This window comes from Paractinoplanes ferrugineus, assembly GCF_016862195.1.
Taxonomy (GTDB): Bacteria; Actinomycetota; Actinomycetes; order Mycobacteriales; family Micromonosporaceae; genus Actinoplanes; species Actinoplanes ferrugineus.
In genome coordinates this window covers 1-17,735 of record NZ_BOMM01000095.1, presented here as the reverse complement: position 1 = coordinate 17,735, position 17,735 = coordinate 1, and the positions used below count along the sequence as shown (strand labels likewise).

14 protein-coding genes are annotated in these 17,735 nt (G+C 71.5%); 8 read left to right on the top strand and 6 right to left on the bottom strand.

What is annotated here, in order from left to right; all coding sequences use genetic code 11:
• Window positions 1–5: 5 nt before the first annotated feature.
• Window positions 6–872 (top strand): potassium-transporting ATPase subunit C, encoded by an 867-nt coding sequence (locus tag Afe05nite_RS42340; RefSeq protein WP_203823001.1) that lies wholly within the window; start codon window positions 6–8, stop codon window positions 870–872.
• Between the two features lie 27 nt (window positions 873–899).
• Window positions 900–3,419: a sensor histidine kinase gene (locus Afe05nite_RS42335; RefSeq protein ID WP_203823000.1), complete on the top strand. Its 2,520-nt coding sequence runs from the start codon at window positions 900–902 to the stop codon at window positions 3,417–3,419.
• Here Afe05nite_RS42335 and Afe05nite_RS42330 read toward each other — a convergent pair.
• Window positions 3,406–4,257, bottom strand: coding sequence for a helix-turn-helix transcriptional regulator (locus tag Afe05nite_RS42330; RefSeq protein ID WP_203822999.1), 852 nt, complete (start codon window positions 4,255–4,257; stop codon window positions 3,406–3,408). The two genes, Afe05nite_RS42335 and Afe05nite_RS42330, sit on opposite strands and share 14 nt — an antisense overlap.
• Before the next feature lie 171 nt (window positions 4,258–4,428).
• Between Afe05nite_RS42330 and Afe05nite_RS42325 the strand changes: the two genes are divergently transcribed.
• Both Afe05nite_RS42325 and Afe05nite_RS42320 read left to right on the top strand, forming a co-directional pair.
• Window positions 4,429–5,361 carry an NADP-dependent oxidoreductase gene (locus Afe05nite_RS42325; protein WP_203822998.1) on the top strand — a complete coding sequence of 311 codons (933 nt, stop codon included), beginning with the start codon at window positions 4,429–4,431 and terminating at the stop codon, window positions 5,359–5,361.
• An 85-nt stretch (window positions 5,362–5,446) separates the two neighbouring features.
• Window positions 5,447–6,013, top strand: a complete 567-nt coding sequence (locus Afe05nite_RS42320; protein WP_203822997.1) for a hypothetical protein — start codon at window positions 5,447–5,449, stop codon at window positions 6,011–6,013.
• 48 nt (window positions 6,014–6,061) lie between these two features.
• Here Afe05nite_RS42320 and Afe05nite_RS42315 read toward each other — a convergent pair whose 3' ends face one another.
• From Afe05nite_RS42315 to Afe05nite_RS42305, 3 genes are read right to left on the bottom strand one after another with little or no spacing between them, the layout of a single operon-like run.
• Window positions 6,062–7,240 (bottom strand): ABC transporter permease, encoded by a 1,179-nt coding sequence (locus Afe05nite_RS42315; RefSeq protein ID WP_203822996.1) that lies wholly within the window; start codon window positions 7,238–7,240, stop codon window positions 6,062–6,064.
• Window positions 7,237–7,890: an ABC transporter ATP-binding protein gene (locus tag Afe05nite_RS42310; protein WP_203823014.1), complete on the bottom strand. Its 654-nt coding sequence runs from the start codon at window positions 7,888–7,890 to the stop codon at window positions 7,237–7,239. The genes Afe05nite_RS42315 and Afe05nite_RS42310 overlap by 4 nt, the downstream gene beginning before the upstream one ends.
• 35 nt (window positions 7,891–7,925) lie before the next feature.
• On the bottom strand, window positions 7,926–9,053 hold the full coding sequence (locus Afe05nite_RS42305) for an efflux RND transporter periplasmic adaptor subunit (protein WP_203822995.1): 1,128 nt from the start codon (window positions 9,051–9,053) through the stop codon (window positions 7,926–7,928).
• Window positions 9,054–9,143: 90 nt separating this feature from the next.
• Between Afe05nite_RS42305 and Afe05nite_RS42300 the strand changes: the two genes are divergently transcribed.
• Together Afe05nite_RS42300 and Afe05nite_RS42295 are read left to right on the top strand one after the other, a co-directional pair.
• Window positions 9,144–9,824: a response regulator gene (locus Afe05nite_RS42300; RefSeq protein WP_203822994.1), complete on the top strand. Its 681-nt coding sequence runs from the start codon at window positions 9,144–9,146 to the stop codon at window positions 9,822–9,824.
• Complete coding sequence (locus Afe05nite_RS42295; protein ID WP_239118631.1) at window positions 9,821–11,617, top strand: sensor histidine kinase; 1,797 nt, start codon at window positions 9,821–9,823, stop codon at window positions 11,615–11,617. The genes Afe05nite_RS42300 and Afe05nite_RS42295 overlap by 4 nt, the downstream gene beginning before the upstream one ends.
• 109 nt (window positions 11,618–11,726) lie before the next feature.
• Here the strand turns inward: Afe05nite_RS42295 and Afe05nite_RS42290 are convergent, their stop codons facing one another.
• On the bottom strand, window positions 11,727–12,152 hold the full coding sequence (locus Afe05nite_RS42290; RefSeq protein WP_203822993.1) for a hypothetical protein: 426 nt from the start codon (window positions 12,150–12,152) through the stop codon (window positions 11,727–11,729).
• A 200-nt stretch (window positions 12,153–12,352) separates the two neighbouring features.
• Here Afe05nite_RS42290 and Afe05nite_RS42285 point away from each other — a divergent pair, with 200 nt between their 5' ends.
• A complete protein-coding gene (locus tag Afe05nite_RS42285) occupies window positions 12,353–15,154 on the top strand; it encodes an ATP-binding protein (RefSeq protein WP_203822992.1) in 2,802 nt (933 codons plus the stop codon).
• On the opposite strand, the gene Afe05nite_RS42280 is transcribed toward Afe05nite_RS42285, so the two are convergent.
• Window positions 15,144–15,923, bottom strand: coding sequence for a class I SAM-dependent methyltransferase (locus Afe05nite_RS42280; protein ID WP_203822991.1), 780 nt, complete (start codon window positions 15,921–15,923; stop codon window positions 15,144–15,146). The genes Afe05nite_RS42285 and Afe05nite_RS42280 overlap by 11 nt on opposite strands.
• A gap of 214 nt (window positions 15,924–16,137) precedes the next feature.
• On the opposite strand from Afe05nite_RS42280, the gene Afe05nite_RS42275 reads away from it, so the two are divergent.
• Complete coding sequence (locus tag Afe05nite_RS42275; protein WP_203822990.1) at window positions 16,138–17,589, top strand: arabinofuranosidase catalytic domain-containing protein; 1,452 nt, start codon at window positions 16,138–16,140, stop codon at window positions 17,587–17,589.
• The last annotated feature ends 146 nt before the right edge of the window (window positions 17,590–17,735 follow it).

The following is a 17,735-nucleotide window of genomic DNA, read 5'->3' as shown; positions in this document are numbered from 1 at the left end:
TCACCATGCGTCTTCCCAGCTGGCTCTCCCAACACCTCGCCGCCCTGCGCACCCTGCTCGTCTTCACCGTGCTGCTCGGCCTGGCCTACCCGCTCGCGCTGGTCGCCATCGGCCGGCTGCCCGGCCTCGACCACCGCGCCGACGGCTCGCTGGTCACCGTGGGCGACACCACCGTGGGCAGCAGCCTGATCGGCCAGTCCTTCACCGACAAGGACGGCAACCCGATCGCCGAGTACTTCCAGAGCCGGCCGTCGGCGGCCGGCGACGGCTACGACCCCACCGCCACCTCGGCCAGCAACCTCGGCCCGGAAAGTGTCGTGGACACGCTGTCGGCCAACCCCGACGACGCCAAGCAGAGCCTGCTCACCCAGGTCTGCGCGCGCAGCCTGGCGATCGGGGAACTGGAGGGGGTCGACGGCAGCCGGCCGTACTGCACCGCCGACGGTGTCGGCGCCGTCCTCGCGGTCTTCCACCGCGACGGGCTGACCGGCCCGGTCACCCGGGTCGTGTCGGTCAACCAGACCGGCACGCCGTTCGTCGGCAGCTACGACGGTGTCCCCGTTGAACCGGCGAGCAACGGGGAGGACTATCAGGCTCTCGGCGGGATCATCACCCCGGTCCGGGGCACCGCGCCGGCCCACCCGGTGGTGCCGTCCGACGCCGTCACCGCCGGCGCCAGCGGCCTCGACCCGGACATCAGCCCGGCCTACGCCGCGTTGCAGGTGCCCCGGATCGCCCGGGAACGCGGCCTGCCCGAGGCCACGGTCCGGGCCCTGGTCAAGGAGCACACCGACGGCCGTGCCCTCGGCTTCATGGGCGAGCCCGGGGTCGACGTGCTCGACCTCAACATCGCCCTCGACCAGCAGAAGTAAGTCCGACGAGAGAAGGGCGGCACCGAGATGGCACGCGGCGAACTACGGATCTTCCTCGGCGCCGCCCCGGGCGTCGGTAAGACGTACACCATGTTGGAGGAGGCGCACCGGCGCGCCGAGCGCGGCACCGACGTGGTCGTCGCCTTCGTCGAGACCCATGGGCGCAAGCACACCGAGGCGATGCTCGCCGACCTCGAGATCGTGCCGCGTCGCACCGAGACCTATCGCGGCGCGCGGTTCACCGAGATGGACCTGGACGCCGTGCTGGCCCGCAAGCCGGAACTGGCGGTGGTCGACGAACTCGCCCACACCAACGTTCCCGGCGCCAAGCACGCCAAGCGCTGGCAGGACGTGCAGAGCCTGCTGGACGCCGGGATCGACGTGCTGAGCACGGTCAACGTGCAGCACCTGGAATCGCTGAACGACGTCGTCGCCCAGATCACCGGCGTCGAACAACGGGAAACCGTGCCGGACGCCGCCGTCCGCGCCGCCGAACAGGTCGAACTGGTCGACATGACCCCGGAGGCGCTGCGCCGCCGGATGGCCCACGGCAACATCTACCGGCCGGAGAAGATCGACGCCGCGCTCGGCAACTACTTCCGCACCGGCAACCTCACCGCCCTGCGCGAGCTGGCCCTGCTCTGGCTCGCCGACAAGGTCGAGGACCAGCTCGACAAGTACCGCACCGCCCACAAGATCAACAAGACGTGGGAGACCCGGGAACGCGTCGTCGTCGCCCTCACCGGCGGCCCGGAGGGCGACACGCTGATCCGCCGGGCGGCCCGGATCGCGGCCCGGGACAAGGGTGCCGACCTGATGGCCGTGCACGTCACCCGCGACGACGGACTCACCGGCGCCGACCCCGCCGTGCTCGCCCGGCAACGGGTGCTCACCGAGAGCCTCGGCGGCACCTACCACCAGGTCCTCGGGGCCGACGTCCCGCGGGCCCTGCTCGACTTCGCCACCGCCGTCAACGCCACCCAGATCGTGCTCGGCGCGTCCAGCCGCGGCAAACTCGCCCAGCTCTTCTCGGCCGGGGTCGGCGTCACCACCACCGCCCTGTCCGGCAGCATCGACGTCCACCTCGTCACCCACGAACGCGCCGCACAGGGCCGCCGGGCCCGCCGCCTGCCGGCCGCCCTCTCCCGCCGCCGACGCATCGCCGGTTTCGTCGCCACGCTGGCCGGGCTGCCGGCCCTGACCGCTCTGCTGCGGGCCGGGCCGTCGCTGTCGCTGACCAACGACATCCTGGTGTTCCTGGCCGCGGTCGTCGGGGTGTCACTCATCGGTGGCCTGGGACCGGCCCTGCTCGCGGCGGTCGCCGGATCGCTGCTGCTCAACTACTTCTTCACACCCCCGGTCGGTCGCTTCACCATCGCCGAGGGCGACAACCTGCTCGCCCTCGCGATCTTCGTGGTCGTCGCGATCGCCGTCAGCTGGGTCGTCGACACCGCCGCCCGCAAGACCCGGCAGGCCGCCCAGGCCAGTGCCGACGCGCAGATCCTCGCCACCGTCGCCGGTGGTGTGCTGCGCGGCGAGCGACCGCTGACGGCCCTGCTCGACCGTCTCCGCGAGACGTTCACCCTGGACTCGGTCACCCTGCTCGACTCCGGGGTGGTCGTGGCCGGCGTGGGGGAGGCGTGCACCGTGGCCCGGGACGCCGACGTGGAGGTCAAGGTCGACGACACCACGACCATGCTGCTGTGCGGCCGTCCGCTCGAGGCCTCCGACCGGCGCATCGTCGAGGCGTTCGCCGCCCAGGCCACGATCGCCCTGCGCCAGGAACGGCTCGCGGCCGAGGCCGCCGCGGCCAAGCCCCTGGCCGAAGCCGACCGGATGCGGACCGCCCTGCTCGCCGCGGTCAGCCACGACCTGCGCACCCCGCTCGCCTCGGCCAAGGCGGCGGTGGCCGGCCTGCGCAGCGACGAGGTCGAGTTCGACGAGGACGACCGCCGGGAACTGCTGGCCACCGCCGACGAATCGCTCGACCGCCTCGTCCGGCTGGTCACCAACCTGCTCGACATGAGCCGGCTGCAGGCGGGCGCCCTCGGCGTCGACGCCGTCGACCTGGGCGCCGAGGACATCGTCCCGCGCGCCCTCGACGAACTGGGCCCGGACGGCCGCGAGGTCGCCGTGCACATCCCGGACGACCTGCCGCCCGTGCACGCCGATCCCGGCCTGCTCCAGCAGATCCTCGTCAACCTGGTCACCAACGCCCTGCGGTACAGCCCCGCCGGGCAGCCACCGGTGGTGACCGCCAGCACCCTCGGTGACACCCTCGAACTGCGCATCATCGACCACGGCGCCGGTATCCCCGAGGACCGCTGGGACGACGTCTTCCTACCCTTCCAGCGCCTCGGCGACCGCGACAACCACACCGGCGTCGGCCTCGGCCTCGCCCTGTCCCGCGGCCTCACCGAAGCCATGGGCGGCACCCTGCTCCCGGACCACACCCCCGGCGGCGGACTCACCATGATCCTCACGCTGCCCACCGGCCGGGGAGCTGACCCGGCGGGAGCGGCTCTCGGATACGTCAGGCAGTGGTGATCGGTTCTGCTGGTGCGACCCAGCTGAGCAGCACCTGCAGCGCTTCAGCGGTGGGTGAGTCCACCCGGGGCAGGTAGGTGAGCAGGACACGGTCGGGGCGGGCGGGCACGGTGAGCATCTGATAGTCGAACTCGAGCGGACCCGCAACGGGGTGGAGCAGTTGCACGACCCCGGCGCGTTTCTCTCGTACCTCTCCCTTGCTCCACAGCTGCCGGAATTCCTCGCTGTGAATGGCGAGCTCTCCGATGAGCGACGTCAGTCGCGCGTCGTGCGGCCGGCGTCCGGTCATGAGCCGCAGGTGCGCGACGACCTCGTCGGCGGCCGCGTCCCAGTTCGCGTAGCGCGCCCGTGCCTCGGGTACGAGGAACAGCTGCCGCGCCGAGTTGGGCGGCTGGGCCATGCGGGTCACCTCGAACACCGCCTCGGCGGCGGCGTTGGCCGCGACGATGTCCATGCGGACGTCGAGCAGCATCGTGGGCGCACCGGCCATGACATCCACGAGGCGAACCAGTGGATCATCCGCGAAGTTCGCCGGGGTCCGCGGGCCGGTCGGTCCGGCCGCATCTGCGGGACGAGCGAGGTTGCGAAGGTGCTCGGTCTCCTCCTCCGACAAGGAAAGAGCCCGCGCAACCGCGTGCAGCACCTGGTCGGACACGTGCGAGGTACGACCCTGCTCGAGCCGGACGTAATAGTCCGGGCTCACGCCGGCGAGCAGGGCCAGTTCCTCACGTCGAAGTCCCGGCACGCGCCGCCGTGTGACTCCCGCCGGTAGCCCTACCTGGGTGGGAGTGATCCGGTCACGCCGGGTGCGCAGGAACGCGCCGATCTCGGTCTCCACGCCTGCAGGCTACGCGCGGGTGTTGCCCTGAAGGTGGCACTGCCGGAACCAGGTAAGCCCGGACCTGTCTCGCTGGATATCGATCACCCAGCGTCGTAGCAGACGCCGTGATCAGGCGGCGGTGACCGTCCGCTCCGTACCTGAGCGGCGAAGCGAGCAGAAAGGCGCGACATGCGTGCAGCGGTGGTCAAGAAGTTCGGCGGCCCGGAGGTTCTCGAGGTGATCGACGTCCCGGTGCCCACCCCCGGCCCCGGGGAGGTGCTGGTCAAGGTGGCCGGCGCTTCCGTCAACAATGCCGACATCATTGTCCGAACCGGGATCAACGTGCAGTACGGCGCAACCGCCGCCCGTGCGCAGTTCGGGCTCGGATGCGACGTCGCCGGCACCGTCGCCGCGGTGGGCGACGGAGTCACGAAATTCCGGGTGGGCGACGCCGTCGTCGGTACTCAGGAACGGCTGGACCGGCCGCTGGGCACGCAAGCGGAGTATGTCGTTCTGGAGGCGTGGGAGCTGGCCGCGGCACCCGCCGGCATCGACCTCATCCAGCTCGCCTCTCTCGGCCTCAACGCGACAACCGCCGACCAGGCCCTCGACACGCTGGGCCTCGAACGGGGCCAGTGGCTGCTTGTCACCGGAGCGGCGGGAGGCGTCGGACTGTACGTCGTCGAGCTCGCGAAGGTGCGCGGTCTGCGCGTCGTCGCCCAGGCCAACGCCGACGACGAGCAGCTGCTGCGCTCCGTGGGCGCGGAGCTGTTCGTCACCCGCGATGAGGATCTCGTGCGCGCCGTGCGCCGGTTGGTGCCCGGCGGGGTGGACGGCGCGATCGACGCGGCGAACCTCTCGGCCGGCGCGGCCGACGCCGTGCGCCACGGCGGCGCCTTCGTCTCCCTGCTCTACACCGCGCCGATGGCGCGGCGCGAGGTGGTCATGACGAACATGGCTTGGCACACCGATCCCGACCGGCTGGCCAAGCTCGTCGCGTACGCGGTATCGGGGGTGATCTCGCTGCGGGTGGCCCACACGTACCCCCTCGAGCGGGTCGCCGAGGCGCAGGAGAAGCTCGCCGGCGGCGGCCTTCGCGGCCGGATCGTGCTGGTTCCGTGAGCACGACGGCGCAGAAGGGAACGCCTGCCGCTGATCGCGCGAGCAACCTGACACGTTCCTAATCATCGGGCCGGAGGCTGGCCCGATGAACAGGAACGCTCTGGTGGTGGCCGCGATCGCGCTCACCGCCCTCACGGCCTGCGGGTCGTCGGCGACCAAGTCGGACACCGAGGCCGAGGTGGCGACACTGACCAGTGCCGGGCCGGCCTCGGCGTCGGCGCAGGCCAGGTCGGCCGCGCAACGGCCCCGGGAACGGCTCGACAGCACCCCGGAGGAGCTCGAGGCGATGATGGTGCCCTACGACAAGTGCATGAAGGAGCGGGGCGCCCCGGGCAAGGACGAATTCGCCCACCTCACGGCGAAGCAGGCGGAGCCGGTGCAGGCGAAGTACGACGCGGCCAACAAGATCTGCGAACCGCAGTACTACCCGCTGCCCCCGTGGGAGCGGGACCCGACCAACCCGGAATCCCGCGACTTCGCGGTCGGCGTGGTGAAGTGCCTCAAGCAGAAGGGCGTCAAATATGTCGAGGTCGACGACGACGGGCTGAGCTACGCGCTCGGCGGCGACCAGAACGACAAGCGGTCCATCACCAAGGGGATGGACCTGATTCCGGGCTGCGAACGGGAAGTCGCGGCCAAGCTGAAGAAGTAGGCGAACAGCGGCCGGGGCCTTCGCCCCGGCCGCTTCATCCCGGCCGCTTCACACTGTCGCGAGCGCCTGCGTCGGGGTCAGGCGACTCGCGCGTACGCACGGGTAGACGCCCGCGAGCACGCCGACGACCACGGCACCCGCCACCCCAGCCACCGCCGAACCGGCCGGGATCACCAGCGGCCACTGCTGCCAGCCGGCGTACCCGACGGTGGCGAGCAGGCCCAGCACCGTACCGGTCAGGCCGCCGATCGTGGCCAGCACGACCGACTCGGTGAGGAACTGGCCCCGGATGTCGCCCCGAGTGGCGCCGAGCGCCCGCCGCAGGCCGATCTCGGCACGGCGTTCCAGCACCGACACCACCATCGTGTTGGCCACCCCGATCCCGCCGACCACCAGCGCCACCCCGGCGAGCGCGAGGAACAGCACCGAGAAGCTGCTCTGGGTGGCCCGCTTGGCGGCCAGCGCGTCCGACGGCCGGGTCACCACGACCTGGCCCGGCCGTTCCGGTGAGATGGTCTCGGCCAGCACCCCGCGGACGGCCTCGAGCTGGTCCTCCGCGCATTTGACGTAGATGACCGTGGGATGACCGTCGAACCGCAGCGCCGACTTGGCGGCGTCCCAGCCGATCAGCACCGAGCGGTCGATGTCCGGCGACAGCGGGGTGGTGGCGAGGATGCCGATGACGGTGAACCGGTGGTCGCCGATCATGACCTGCGGCGCCGGCCGTCCCGCGGGCAGGTCCGCGATGCCGAGCCGGGCGGCCGCGACCGAGCCGAGCACCACCGTGGGGAACCGGGCCGTCGCCTCGGTCAGCCACGTCCCGGTGCGGACCCGGGCGTTGATCGTGGACAGCAGGTCGAGCCGGCCGGCCAGGACGGTCAGGCCACCACCGTCGCCGGGGTCGGTGCGGTCGTTACGCCGTACCAGGGCATGGGTGTTCGCGACCGCGCTCGCGGCCGTGACCGGAGCGATCCGCCGGACCATTCCCACAGCTGATTCCGGCAGCAGCGCGGGCGGGTTCTGGTCGGGCAACGCCATCGCCTGCAACGAGTTGGTGCCGAGCGCGGTGAGCCGGCCGAGCAGCGCGGCCTGGCTGGAGGCGGGGATGCCGGTCACCACGATCATCGTGGCGATGCCGATCGAGATGCCCAGCGCCGACAGCGCCGCCCGGCCCGGCCGCGTGCGCAGCCCGATCAGGCCGAGGGAGAGCAGGTCCAACGGGTTCACGGGTGTGCTCCTGCCAGTTCGTCGCGGACGAGCCGGCCGTCCCGGATCTCGATGCGCCGGGGCATCGAGGCGGCGATGTCCCGGTCGTGGGTGATCAGCGCGATGGTCGTGCCGTCGGCGTTGAGCCGGCGCAGCAGCGCGAGCACGGTCTGACCGGTGGCGGTGTCCAGCGCACCGGTGGGTTCGTCGGCCAGCACCAGCGACGGCCGGTTGACCAGCGCCCGGGCGATCGCGACGCGCTGCCGTTCGCCGCCGGAGAGCTGCTGCGGGTGATGCCAGGCCCGGTGCGCCAGCCCGACCCGGGCGAGCGCCTGCAGGGCCCGGTCCCGGCGGTGCCGGCGGGGCACCCCGGCGTACAGCAGACCGGTGGCGACGTTCTCGACGGCACTCACGCCGTTGGTGAGGTGGAACTGCTGGAAGACGAAACCGATCTCGCGGGCCCGCAGGGCGGAGAGGCGGCGGTCGGAGAGCTCGGCGACGTCGTGCCCGGAGAGCCGGACCGTGCCCGAGGTCGGCCGGTCCAGCGTGCCGATGATGTTGAGCAGCGTCGACTTGCCGGAGCCGGAGGGGCCGACGATCGCCACCAGTTCGCCCGCCTCGATGTCGAGGCTGACACCGGTCAGGGCGGCCACGCCGCCCGGGTAGAGCATGCTCGCGTCGCGGACGGAGAGGACGCGGTCGACGCTCACGAGGAGACCACCACGTCGGTGCCCTCGGTCAGGCCGGCGCCGTCGAGCTCGACCCAGCCGTTCGCGAACATTCCGGTCCGCACCGCGACCAGCCCGGCCGGTCCCTGCACCGCGTATCCACCCTCGGTCAGCGCGACCAGCGCCTCGATCGGCGCGGCCAGCGCGCCTCGCACGGTCCGGCCGGGGAAGTCGACGTCGACGTCGGCGGAGTCGAGCTTGGCGATCACGCCGGGGTCGTCGACGGTCACCGTCACGGTCAGTTTGGCCGGAGCGGTGGCGGCGCCCCCCTCGGCGGTAGCGGCGAGGTCACGGCCGACGGTGGTCACGCGGGCTTTGACCGTACGGTCGTCCGGCAGCTTGACGGTGACCGCGGCCCCCCGCTCGACGGAGGCGGCGTCACCCAGCTCGGCGGCCACCGTGACCACTTTGCGGGTGGACGTGACCGACATCAGCGGTGCGTTCGCCGGCGAGCCGGGCTGGACCGAGACCGCGTCGACGCGGACCGCACCGCTGAGCACCTCGACGTCGCCGACCGCGAGCTGCCCGCTCGGTGGCACGCCGAGGTCCTTCTGCCAGCGTTTGACCGCCGCGATCAGGTCCTTGGTGAGCACCGCCTGGTCGTCCTTGCGGGCCGGCTGCCGGCCGGTCGCGTAGCCCAGCGCTTTCAGGTTGTCCAGGACGATCCGCACGTCCCGGCCGGCCATGTTCTCGCCGGTGATCGGGCGGTAGAGCGGCATGCTGCCGTAGAACAGGACCACCGGCTTGTCGTCGGCTCGAAACAGCTGCCGGCCGCGTTTGACCGTGGCACCCACCGCCGGCAGCCACGTCACGGTCGCCGCGGTGTGGCCGGTCAGCGGCCGGGCGGCACCGTAACCGATGGCCCCGGGCAGCGTCCGGACGGTGGACAGGTCCCGGCGTTCGAGCTTCGCGGTGGTGACCTCGGTGCGCTCGGCCGGCTGCCGCTGCGCGCCGGCCCGGTGCCTGGTCACGAGCACCGCGCCGGCCACCACCACGACCGCCGTGACGAGCACCGCCGCCACCAGCCGGCGCGGGCCGCGCCGCCGCGGCCGGGGTGGCGGCGGGATCGGGATCACTTCGGTCGGGGCGTCGGGCGTGGGATGCATGCCGACGAGCGTCGCGATCGATCGTTAGGAAGCTGTCAGGTAATCCGGGAACGTTCTCCGAACGGGCGCGGCCGACCTATCATCGCCGCCATGGTTGCTCAGGTGCTGGTCGCCGACGACGATCCCCGGCACGCCGAGGTCGTCCGCCGTTACCTGGCCGCCGAAGGCCACGAGGCGGTGGTGGTGCACGACGGCCGGGCCGCGCTGGAGCAGGCCCGGCGGCTGCGGCCGGACCTGGTGGTGCTCGACGTGATGATGCCGGGGCTGGACGGCCTGCAGGTGTGCCGCACGCTGCGCGAGGAGTCCGACGTGCTGGTGCTGATGCTCACCGCCCGCGGCGCCGAGGACGACCTGCTGCTCGGGCTCGAGCTGGGCGCCGACGACTACCTGACCAAGCCGTTCAGCCCGCGCGAGCTGATGGCCCGGGTGCGTACCCTGCTGCGCCGGTCGGCGCGCGGCACGCCGCTGCGGCAGATCGGGCGCATCACCGTCGACACCGCGCGACACCAGGTGACCGTCGACGGCGAGCCGATCGACTGCACCCGCGGCGAGTTCGCCATCCTGGCCGCCATGTCCGAGCAGCCCGACCGGGTCTTCTCCCGCTCGCAGCTGCTGCACCACACCCGGGGCATCGATCGCAGTTCGACCGAGCGCACCATCGACGTGCACGTGCTGAACCTGCGCCGCAAGGTGGAGGTCGACGCGCAGCGCCCCACCCGGCTCGTCACCGTCTACGGAGTCGGCTACAAACTCTGCGCCGGATCCTCGTGAGCCGCACCGTGCCCCTGCGGCACAGCCTGGTCACCCGGCTGCTGATCACCTCGGTGCTGATCGCGATCGCGGCGATCGCGGCGACCGCCTGGCTGGCCACCCGCACCGCGACCCAGGCGATCAGCCAGGAGCGCGGCCGGTCGCTGACCGAGGACAAGGGCGTCTACGACATGCTTGTCGCCTATGCGGCCGCCCACCCCGACTGGTCCGGGGCGCCCGCGCTGATCCAGGCCCGCGCGGCGAAACTGGGCCGGCGGATCACCCTGACGACCGAGGACCGCCTGGTGCTCGCCGACAGCGACCCGGCCGGCCCGCAGCTGCGGGCCGCCCGCCCGTCCGCCGTGGTCGACCCGCTCAACCTCGACCTGGGCCTGACCGGGGGCAGCGAGCGGATCGACCCCCGCGCGGTCGGCCCGTTCCTGGTGCCGCCGGCCGAACGGTCCGCGCTGCGCAAGGCCGCCGCGGACGTGCTGGACTGCCTGCGCGGATACCGGCTGGACGGCCGGATCGACACCCGCCCGGACGGCCGTCCCGCGGTCACCGTGATCACCCCGGACCCGAACGGCGACGCCCCGCGGTGCAGCCCGGGTACCGGCGGAACGATCGCGCCGACCCAGGCCGCGGCCCTGGCGAAGCTGGGCCGGATGACCGCCGCCTGCCTGGGCCTGCAGGACAACCTCCTGCTGCAGATCGACCCCGACTTCCAGTCGTTCCTCCCCAAGGGACCGATGACCCAGAAGGTCACGGAGCCCGCCGCCCGGGTCTTCCGGCCCGGTGACCCGCAGGGATCGGCCCGGATCCGCACCTGCCTCGAGAGATCGCGCAAGACCACGCTGCAGCCCTACGTCGCCCCGCCCGCCCTGCTGTTCGTGACCGACCCGCGGGTCGGCGCCGACCAGACCCGCTTCACGCTGTCCGGCGCCAACACCGTACGGATCATCACGGTGACCGGGGCCGTGCTGCTCGCCACCATCGTCGTCACCGTGCTCGTCGGCCGCCGCCTGGTGCGGCCGCTGCGTGTGCTGACCGAGGCGGCCGACGGGCACACCCCCGCCGCCGTCTCCTCCCAGGACGAGATCGGCCGGCTGGCCCGCGCGCTCAACAACTCGGCCGAACGCCGGGACCGGGCCGAGGCCCAGCGCCGCGCCATGGTCAGCGACGTGGCACACGAGCTGCGCACACCGCTGTCGAACATCCGCAGCTGGCTGGAGGCCGCCCAGGACAACCTCGCTCCGACCGACGGCCAGCTGCTCGCCCTGCTGCACGAGGAGTCGGTGCTGCTCCAGCACATCATCGACGACCTCAGCGACCTGGCCGCCGCGGACGCCGGCACCCTGCGCATCCACCCCGAGCCGAGCTGGCTGCGCGACGTGCTCGCCCATGTGGTGGAGAGCCATCGCGGCACCGCCCACGCCGCCGGCATCGCCCTGACCAGCCAGGTCGACGGCGATCCGGTGCTGACCGCCGACCCCGTCCGGCTGCGCCAGCTGGTCGGCAACCTCGTCGCCAACGGCATCCGCTACACCCCGCCCGGCGGTTCGGTCACGGTGGGTGCCACGGCCGGCACCATCTGGGTACGCGACACGGGTGTCGGCATCGCTCCCGAACACCTGCCCCGGATCTTCGACCGCTTCTGGCGCGCCGACGAGTCCCGGAGCCGGTCCACCGGCGGCAGCGGACTGGGCCTGGCCATCGCCCGCAAACTGGCCGAAGCCCACGGCGCCACCATCGGCGTCACCAGCCGGCCCGGCCACGGCACCACGTTCACCGTGGCGTTCCCCGCACCGTCCTGACCACTTCTTCCCTGACCACTTCTTCATCAACCCCATGACGGTATCGCGCAACGACGCCGGAGGTGCGGCTGGACTCGTCCAGCCGCACCTCCGGCGTTGGAGGTGGTACTTATGAGTGGATTTCTACGCAGGCGGGCGGTTGGATCTGGGTGCCGTCGGTCCACCGTCCGGTCACGCACACCCAGCTGTGGTTGGCCAGGTTCCGGTTGACGGTGATCCGCTTCTTGGCCTGGTCCGAGGGCGTGCCCTGGTCGCCGTGGCCACGGTAGTAGATGCCGTCACCCCAGACCTCGATCTCCAGGTACTGCCCCGTCACGAACGTGATGGTGGCATCGATGTAATTGACCTTGAGCCCGCTGCCGTTGACGTACACGCAGCGGTCGACCGGACGGCCGGAGTACTCGCATCGGCTCGCACTCGCGGAGGCCGGCTGGGCCAGGCCGGCAAACCCGATCAGGGCCACGATCAGCATCGCGACGGTGGAAACGAGCCGGCGGGCGGTGGGCCTCGACCGTCGCTGAACCTGGGTGGACATTGTTTCTCCCTACTGTCCGGGCGACCGGCGGCCGCCGTGTTCACCGATGGTCGCGAGGCGGCGGTGCACGCGGCCGGAACGCCGGAATCGATCTCCATCAGTGCTGGTCAGCCTCCTGTTCGGGAGCAGGAACTCCGGAGCCTCGGCCGTTTTGCGGCGTGCTGTCACCCTGGATGCACCTACGTGACGAGGAGGCACCGGTGTCCCTGGCGGATCGTTACGACCCGGTTCGGGCCGCCCGCGTTCACCTCGGACAGCAACTGCGTCGCCTGCGTGGCGACGCACACCTGACTCAGCGTCAGGTGGCCGCCGCGGTGAAGGGCGGCGGCAGCACGGTCTCCGATCTGGAGCGCGGCGCGGGTTCCCGGGTACCGGGCGAGGGCCTGGTTATTCGGTACATCGAAATCTGTATCGAGGCGATGGCCGCGCCGGCGACCGTGCGGCAGGCTCGGCGGGACAGCCTGATCGACGAGTACCGCAACCTGGCCCGACTGATCGAGTACGACCGGGAGAACCGCAGGTCTCGTGGCCGGGGGAGTGACGTGATCGAGTCGCTCCCCCGCGACGTGCCGGTCTTCTTCGGGCGTGAGTCCGAGATGAGCAGGCTCCTCGGCGCCGCACATGAGCGACCGGGCGCGATCCCGATCCACCTGATCGAGGGCATGCCCGGGGTCGGCAAGACCGCATTGGCCGTTCATGCGGCGCATGAGCTGAGCCGCCACTTCCCTGGCGGCACCGTGTTCTTGTCGTTGAACACCCACGCGCCGGGCCGAGCCGCCGTCTCCACCACTGATGCCTTGGCCACGCTGCTCATCGCCGATGGTGTCGAGTCCGCCGCCGTCGCGCCGACGATCGAGGGCCGGGCCGCCCTGTGGCGTCACCGCACCGTCCGCCGGCGTCTCCTGCTCGTACTCGACGATGCCGCCTCGTTCGCGCAGATCGAACCGCTCCTGCCGGCCGACGGGCGGGCCCTGGTCCTGGTCACCAGCCGCCATCGGCTGGGGGCGCCGAGTGGCGTGACCGTCGAACTGGCCCCGATGGCCGGCCGCAGCGCCCGGCAGCTCATCGCTGGGGTGGCCGACCTGCCGAGGGTTGACGAGGCTCAGTTGGATGCACTGGCGGCACACTGTGGTGGACTGCCCCTCGCCCTCGGCATCGTCGCCGGCTGGGTACGCGCGCACCCAGCCGTGCCCGTCAGCGACATGCTTCGCCGGCTGGGTGGGGCGGAGGGCCGGGCTCTCACCGTTCGCGACGGCAGCCGGACCGTTGTGGCGGCTTTCGAGGTGTCTTACGCGAGCCTGCCGCCGACGGCCCGGCGAACCTTCCGGCTTCTTGGTGCGCATCCCGGTCAGGACATCGACGTGTACGGGGCGTCCGCGCTGATCGGCGCGACCGTGGGCGCTGCTCGGGCGGACCTCAACGAGCTTTTCGAACGCCACCTCATCGAGGAACCGACTCTCGGCCGTTATCGCATGCATGACCTCGTCGCTGAATACGCCGCCGACCGAGCCGCCGCCGAGCCCGAGACCGGCTTGGCGCTGCGCCGACTCTCCACCCACTATCAGCAGACCGCACCCATAGCCAACGGCTTGCTGAACGCCCGTAAGGCCGCGACGGACGCCCGGCGACCCGACCTGACCGATCGCCGTACGGCCCTGACCTGGTTGCGATCCGAGCGACCGAACGTGCTCGCGTTGATGAGGTCGCAAGCGAGCTCGGGTGACCACGCCGAATTGGTCGGCATGTCCGTTGCCTACGCGAGCTTCCTGCGGCAGTACGGGCCCTGGGACCAGGCGGCGGCGGTCTACCGCTCGGCCGTGGCGGCAGCCCGGGCCATCGGCGACCGACACGCCGAGGCCACCGCGCTGTTCACCCTCGCCGCCGTCCAGCGAGCGGCGGATGAATATCGGCCGGCGGCTGACAATTTCTTGGCGGCCCTCGCCGGGTACGAGGATTTTGCCGACGCCACCGGGGTTGCTCGGGCCCACGCCGGGCTGGGTGCCGTGTTGTGGCGCATCGGGGAAGTGGTCGAGGCCGACCGTCATCTCACCGCCGCGGTCGAGGCCGCGCGCAGAGTGCCGGGCTGCGATGCCGAGGGTGAGGCACTGACCGAGCTGGGACTGTTCCGAATGATGGGCGATCGCTATGACGAGGCGGCCGCGTTGCTGGCTGACGCCGCGAACCGGCAGGAGCAGGCCGGCGACTCGCTCGGCGCGGCACTTGCCTGGCGCGCCCTGGGCAATACCTACTACCTTTCCGACCGATACCCGCAGGCCCGCGCCGCGCTGTCGCGGGCGTTGGCAATCTTCGAGGAACTCGAGCATCCTGCCGGTAAGGCACTGGCCCTGCTCGGGCTCGGTGGTGTTCAACGGCTTGCGGGCGACTACCAACCGGCGCAGAGTGCCCTGATCCAGGCGATCGAGCTGTTCCGGGAGATTTCGAAGCCCTCCTCGGAGGCGCAGGCGATGAGCGAGTTGGGTGCTCTCCTGGGAAGCGTGGGCCGGGCCGAGGAAGGCGAGTTCATCCTGCGGGCGGCGACTGCGATCTACCGAGCGATCGACGATCGGTTCGGAGTCGCCGCAGCCCTCAACCAACTCGGCGAGGTCCTGCGCCGCCGCGGCGATCTTGCGGGTGCGCGGGAGGTTCTGCGGCAGGCGGGCGACCTCTACGCGGAACTCGACGATCGGCTCGGGTCCGCCGCTGTCGCCAATGTCGATGCCGCCGTGCTGCTCGACGCCGGCGCGCCGGATCGGGCCCGGCAACGCTACGAGGATGGCCTCGGCGCCGCTGAGAGTATCGGCAATCCGCTGGAGACGGCGTTGGCCCACGAGGGCCTCGGCCGCAGCGGACTCATGCTGGGTGACCCCGGCGCCCTCGAACACTTGCGGACCGCGGTCGCCATCTTCACGCGGATCGGTGCCGCCGAGGCTTCACGGGTCACCGAGTTGCTTGCTGACCTCGGCGACCGCCGGTCCGGACCAGCCGGCCCGCTCATGGTTTGACGGCGCGGGTCGCGAAGTAGCCGGGCAGCCAGCCCGCGGTGGCGTCGGAGTGGTGCGGTAACTCCTCGAAGCCGGTGATGACGAAGCCGGCGGCGAGTTGGCCGCCGATCTGCTCGGCCATGCTGTGGCTGTACTCCAGCGGCGCGTCCGCGCCGAACAGTCGTTCGCGTTCCTCGGCCGGCACGTGGGTCAGGTCGGAGTACGGCAGCCGGTGCCGGACGACGAGTTCGCCGCGTTCGTCCAGCGCCTCGTGGTCGAACAGGTAGACGTCCGGGTTGAGGAAGCCGCACAGCAGGGTCCCGCCCGGTCGCAGCACCCGGAAGGACTCCCGCCACACCGGGGCGAGTTCGGGGACGAACAGGTTCGAGACCGGGTTGAAGACGAGGTCGAACGAGGAGTCGGCGAACGCCGACAGGTCGCGCATGTCGCCGAGCACCGTCCGCAGCGGCACGTCGTCGCGCCGGGCGACCAGCTCGTCCTGCTCGAGCTGGCGCGGTGAGTTGTCCAGCACGGTGACCCGGGCCCCGGCCGCGGCCAGTGTCGGCCCCTGCTGGCCGCCGCCGGAGGCCAGGCACAGCACGTCCGCTCCGGTCAGGTCGGCGGGGAACCAGGAGCGGTCGACAGGTCGATGGCCGATGAGCACGACCGACCAGTCACCGGCCCGGGCCCGGGCGACCGTCTCCGCGGAGATCGGCCGCGACCATTCGTTGCCCTCGTCGACCTGCCGGTCCCAGGCCAGACGGTTGTGCGCGACTGGATCAACACTCATCCGCCCACGCTATCCCGCCACCGCTTGATTCGACGGTCGCCAATACAAGTGAACGTTAACATCACGCCCTTGAAAAGAACCGTGCACGGCCGCCGAAAACCCGCTGAAAAGCCGTTACGAACTGCTCTCTTGAGAAGCTTGAAAAGGAGTGGCAACATTGGCGTCTCTCAATGTGAGCGCTCCCACTCCTTCACCCCAGCGCTGTGAGGTCACGATGTCCAAGAGAGCTCATCCGGCGCGCCGCGTGCTCGCGGTCGCGGCCACCTGTCTCACCGTCGCCGGCGTCGCCGTCAGCGGAACCCACCTCGCCGCCGCGGCCACCGCCGGCTGCTCGGTGACCTACACGATCAGCAGCCAGTGGCCGGGCGGCTTCGGCGCCGGCGTGACCGTCACCAACCTCGGTGACCCGCTCACCTCCTGGCAGCTGACGTGGTCGTTCACCGCCGGGCAGACGATCACCCAGCTCTGGAACGGTTCCTACACCCAGTCCGGCAGCCAGGTGACCGTCGCCAACGCCTCCTGGAACGGCGGCCTCGGCACCGGCGCCTCCGCGCAGTTCGGCTTCAACGGCGCCGCCACCGGCAGCAACCCGGTGCCCGCGTCGTTCGCGCTGAACGGCGTCACCTGCACCGGCGGCACCACCCCGACCTCGTCGCCGACCTCGTCGCCGACCGTGGGGCCCACGCCGAGCCCGACCCTGCCCCCGCCCGGCAGCGGCCCGTGCGACATCTACGCCCGCGGCGGCACCCCTTGCGTGGCCGCGCACAGCACCACCCGGGCGCTCTACGGTGCCTACAACGGGCCGCTCTACCAGGTGCGGCGGACCGCGGACAACACCACCCGCGACATCGGGCCGCTCACCGCCGGGGGTGTGGCCGACGCGGCCGCCCAGGACTCGTTCTGCGCCAACACCACCTGCCTGATCACGATCATCTACGACCAGTCGGGCCGCAACAACCGCCTCACCCAGGCACCCCCGGGCGGCTTCCAAGGGCCCGCCGCGGGTGGCTACGACAACCTGGCCAACGCCACCGCCGCGCCGACCACGGTCGGCGGGCACAAGGCGTACGGCGTCTTCGTCGCGCCCGGCACCGGCTACCGCAACAACACCACCAACGGGGTGGCCCGGGGCGACCAGCCCGAGGGCATGTACGCGCTGTTCGACGGCACCCACTACAACGGCGGCTGCTGCTTCGACTACGGCAACGCCGAGACCAACAGCCGCGACAACGGCAACGGCACGATGGAGGCCATCTACTTCGGCAACATCAAGGTCTGGGGGTACGGCACCGGCGCCGGCCCGTGGGTCATGGCCGACCTCGAGAACGGGCTGTTCTCCGGCGTGAACCCGGGCTACAACGCCAACGACCCGTCGGTCAGCCACCGCTACCTGACCGCCATCGTCAAGGGCGAGCCGAACCACTGGGCGATCCGCGCCGGCAACGCCCAGTCGGGTGGCCTGTCGACCTACTACGACGGCAAGCGGCCCAACGCCGCCGGCTACAACCCGATGAAGAAGGAGGGCGCCATCATCCTCGGCATCGGCGGCGACAACAGCCACAGCGCCGCCGGCACCTTCTACGAAGGCGTCATGACCTCCGGATATCCGAGCGGCACCACCGAGGACGCGGTGCAGGCCAACATCACCGCCGCCGGTTACCGCTGAGCCGCCTCGGCGCTCCCACCTAGCGAAAAGGACACGTCCTGATGAGATTGTCACTGCGCCGCCGGGCCACGGTGGCCGGGCTCGCCCTGGGATCGTTGCTGGGCGCCGCCGCGCTGTCCGTCGTCGCCGCCGCCGGCCCGGCCAGC

What these genes read in the sequence shown, in the direction of transcription:
- Afe05nite_RS42310 (WP_203823014.1), bottom strand. Translation starts at nt 7,890, where the DNA reads ATGCTCTACCCGGGCGGCGTGGCCGCCCTGACCGGTGTCAGCCTCGAC.
- Afe05nite_RS42280 (WP_203822991.1), bottom strand. Translation starts at nt 15,923, where the DNA reads ATGAGTGTTGATCCAGTCGCGCACAACCGTCTGGCCTGGGACCGGCAG.
- Afe05nite_RS42320 (WP_203822997.1), top strand. Translation starts at nt 5,447, where the DNA reads ATGAACAGGAACGCTCTGGTGGTGGCCGCGATCGCGCTCACCGCCCTC.
- Afe05nite_RS42300 (WP_203822994.1), top strand. Translation starts at nt 9,144, where the DNA reads ATGGTTGCTCAGGTGCTGGTCGCCGACGACGATCCCCGGCACGCCGAG.
- Afe05nite_RS42340 (WP_203823001.1), top strand. Translation starts at nt 6, where the DNA reads ATGCGTCTTCCCAGCTGGCTCTCCCAACACCTCGCCGCCCTGCGCACC.
- Afe05nite_RS42275 (WP_203822990.1), top strand. Translation starts at nt 16,138, where the DNA reads ATGTCCAAGAGAGCTCATCCGGCGCGCCGCGTGCTCGCGGTCGCGGCC.
- Afe05nite_RS42335 (WP_203823000.1), top strand. Translation starts at nt 900, where the DNA reads ATGGCACGCGGCGAACTACGGATCTTCCTCGGCGCCGCCCCGGGCGTC.
- Afe05nite_RS42290 (WP_203822993.1), bottom strand. Translation starts at nt 12,152, where the DNA reads ATGTCCACCCAGGTTCAGCGACGGTCGAGGCCCACCGCCCGCCGGCTC.
- Afe05nite_RS42305 (WP_203822995.1), bottom strand. Translation starts at nt 9,053, where the DNA reads ATGCATCCCACGCCCGACGCCCCGACCGAAGTGATCCCGATCCCGCCG.
- Afe05nite_RS42325 (WP_203822998.1), top strand. Translation starts at nt 4,429, where the DNA reads ATGCGTGCAGCGGTGGTCAAGAAGTTCGGCGGCCCGGAGGTTCTCGAG.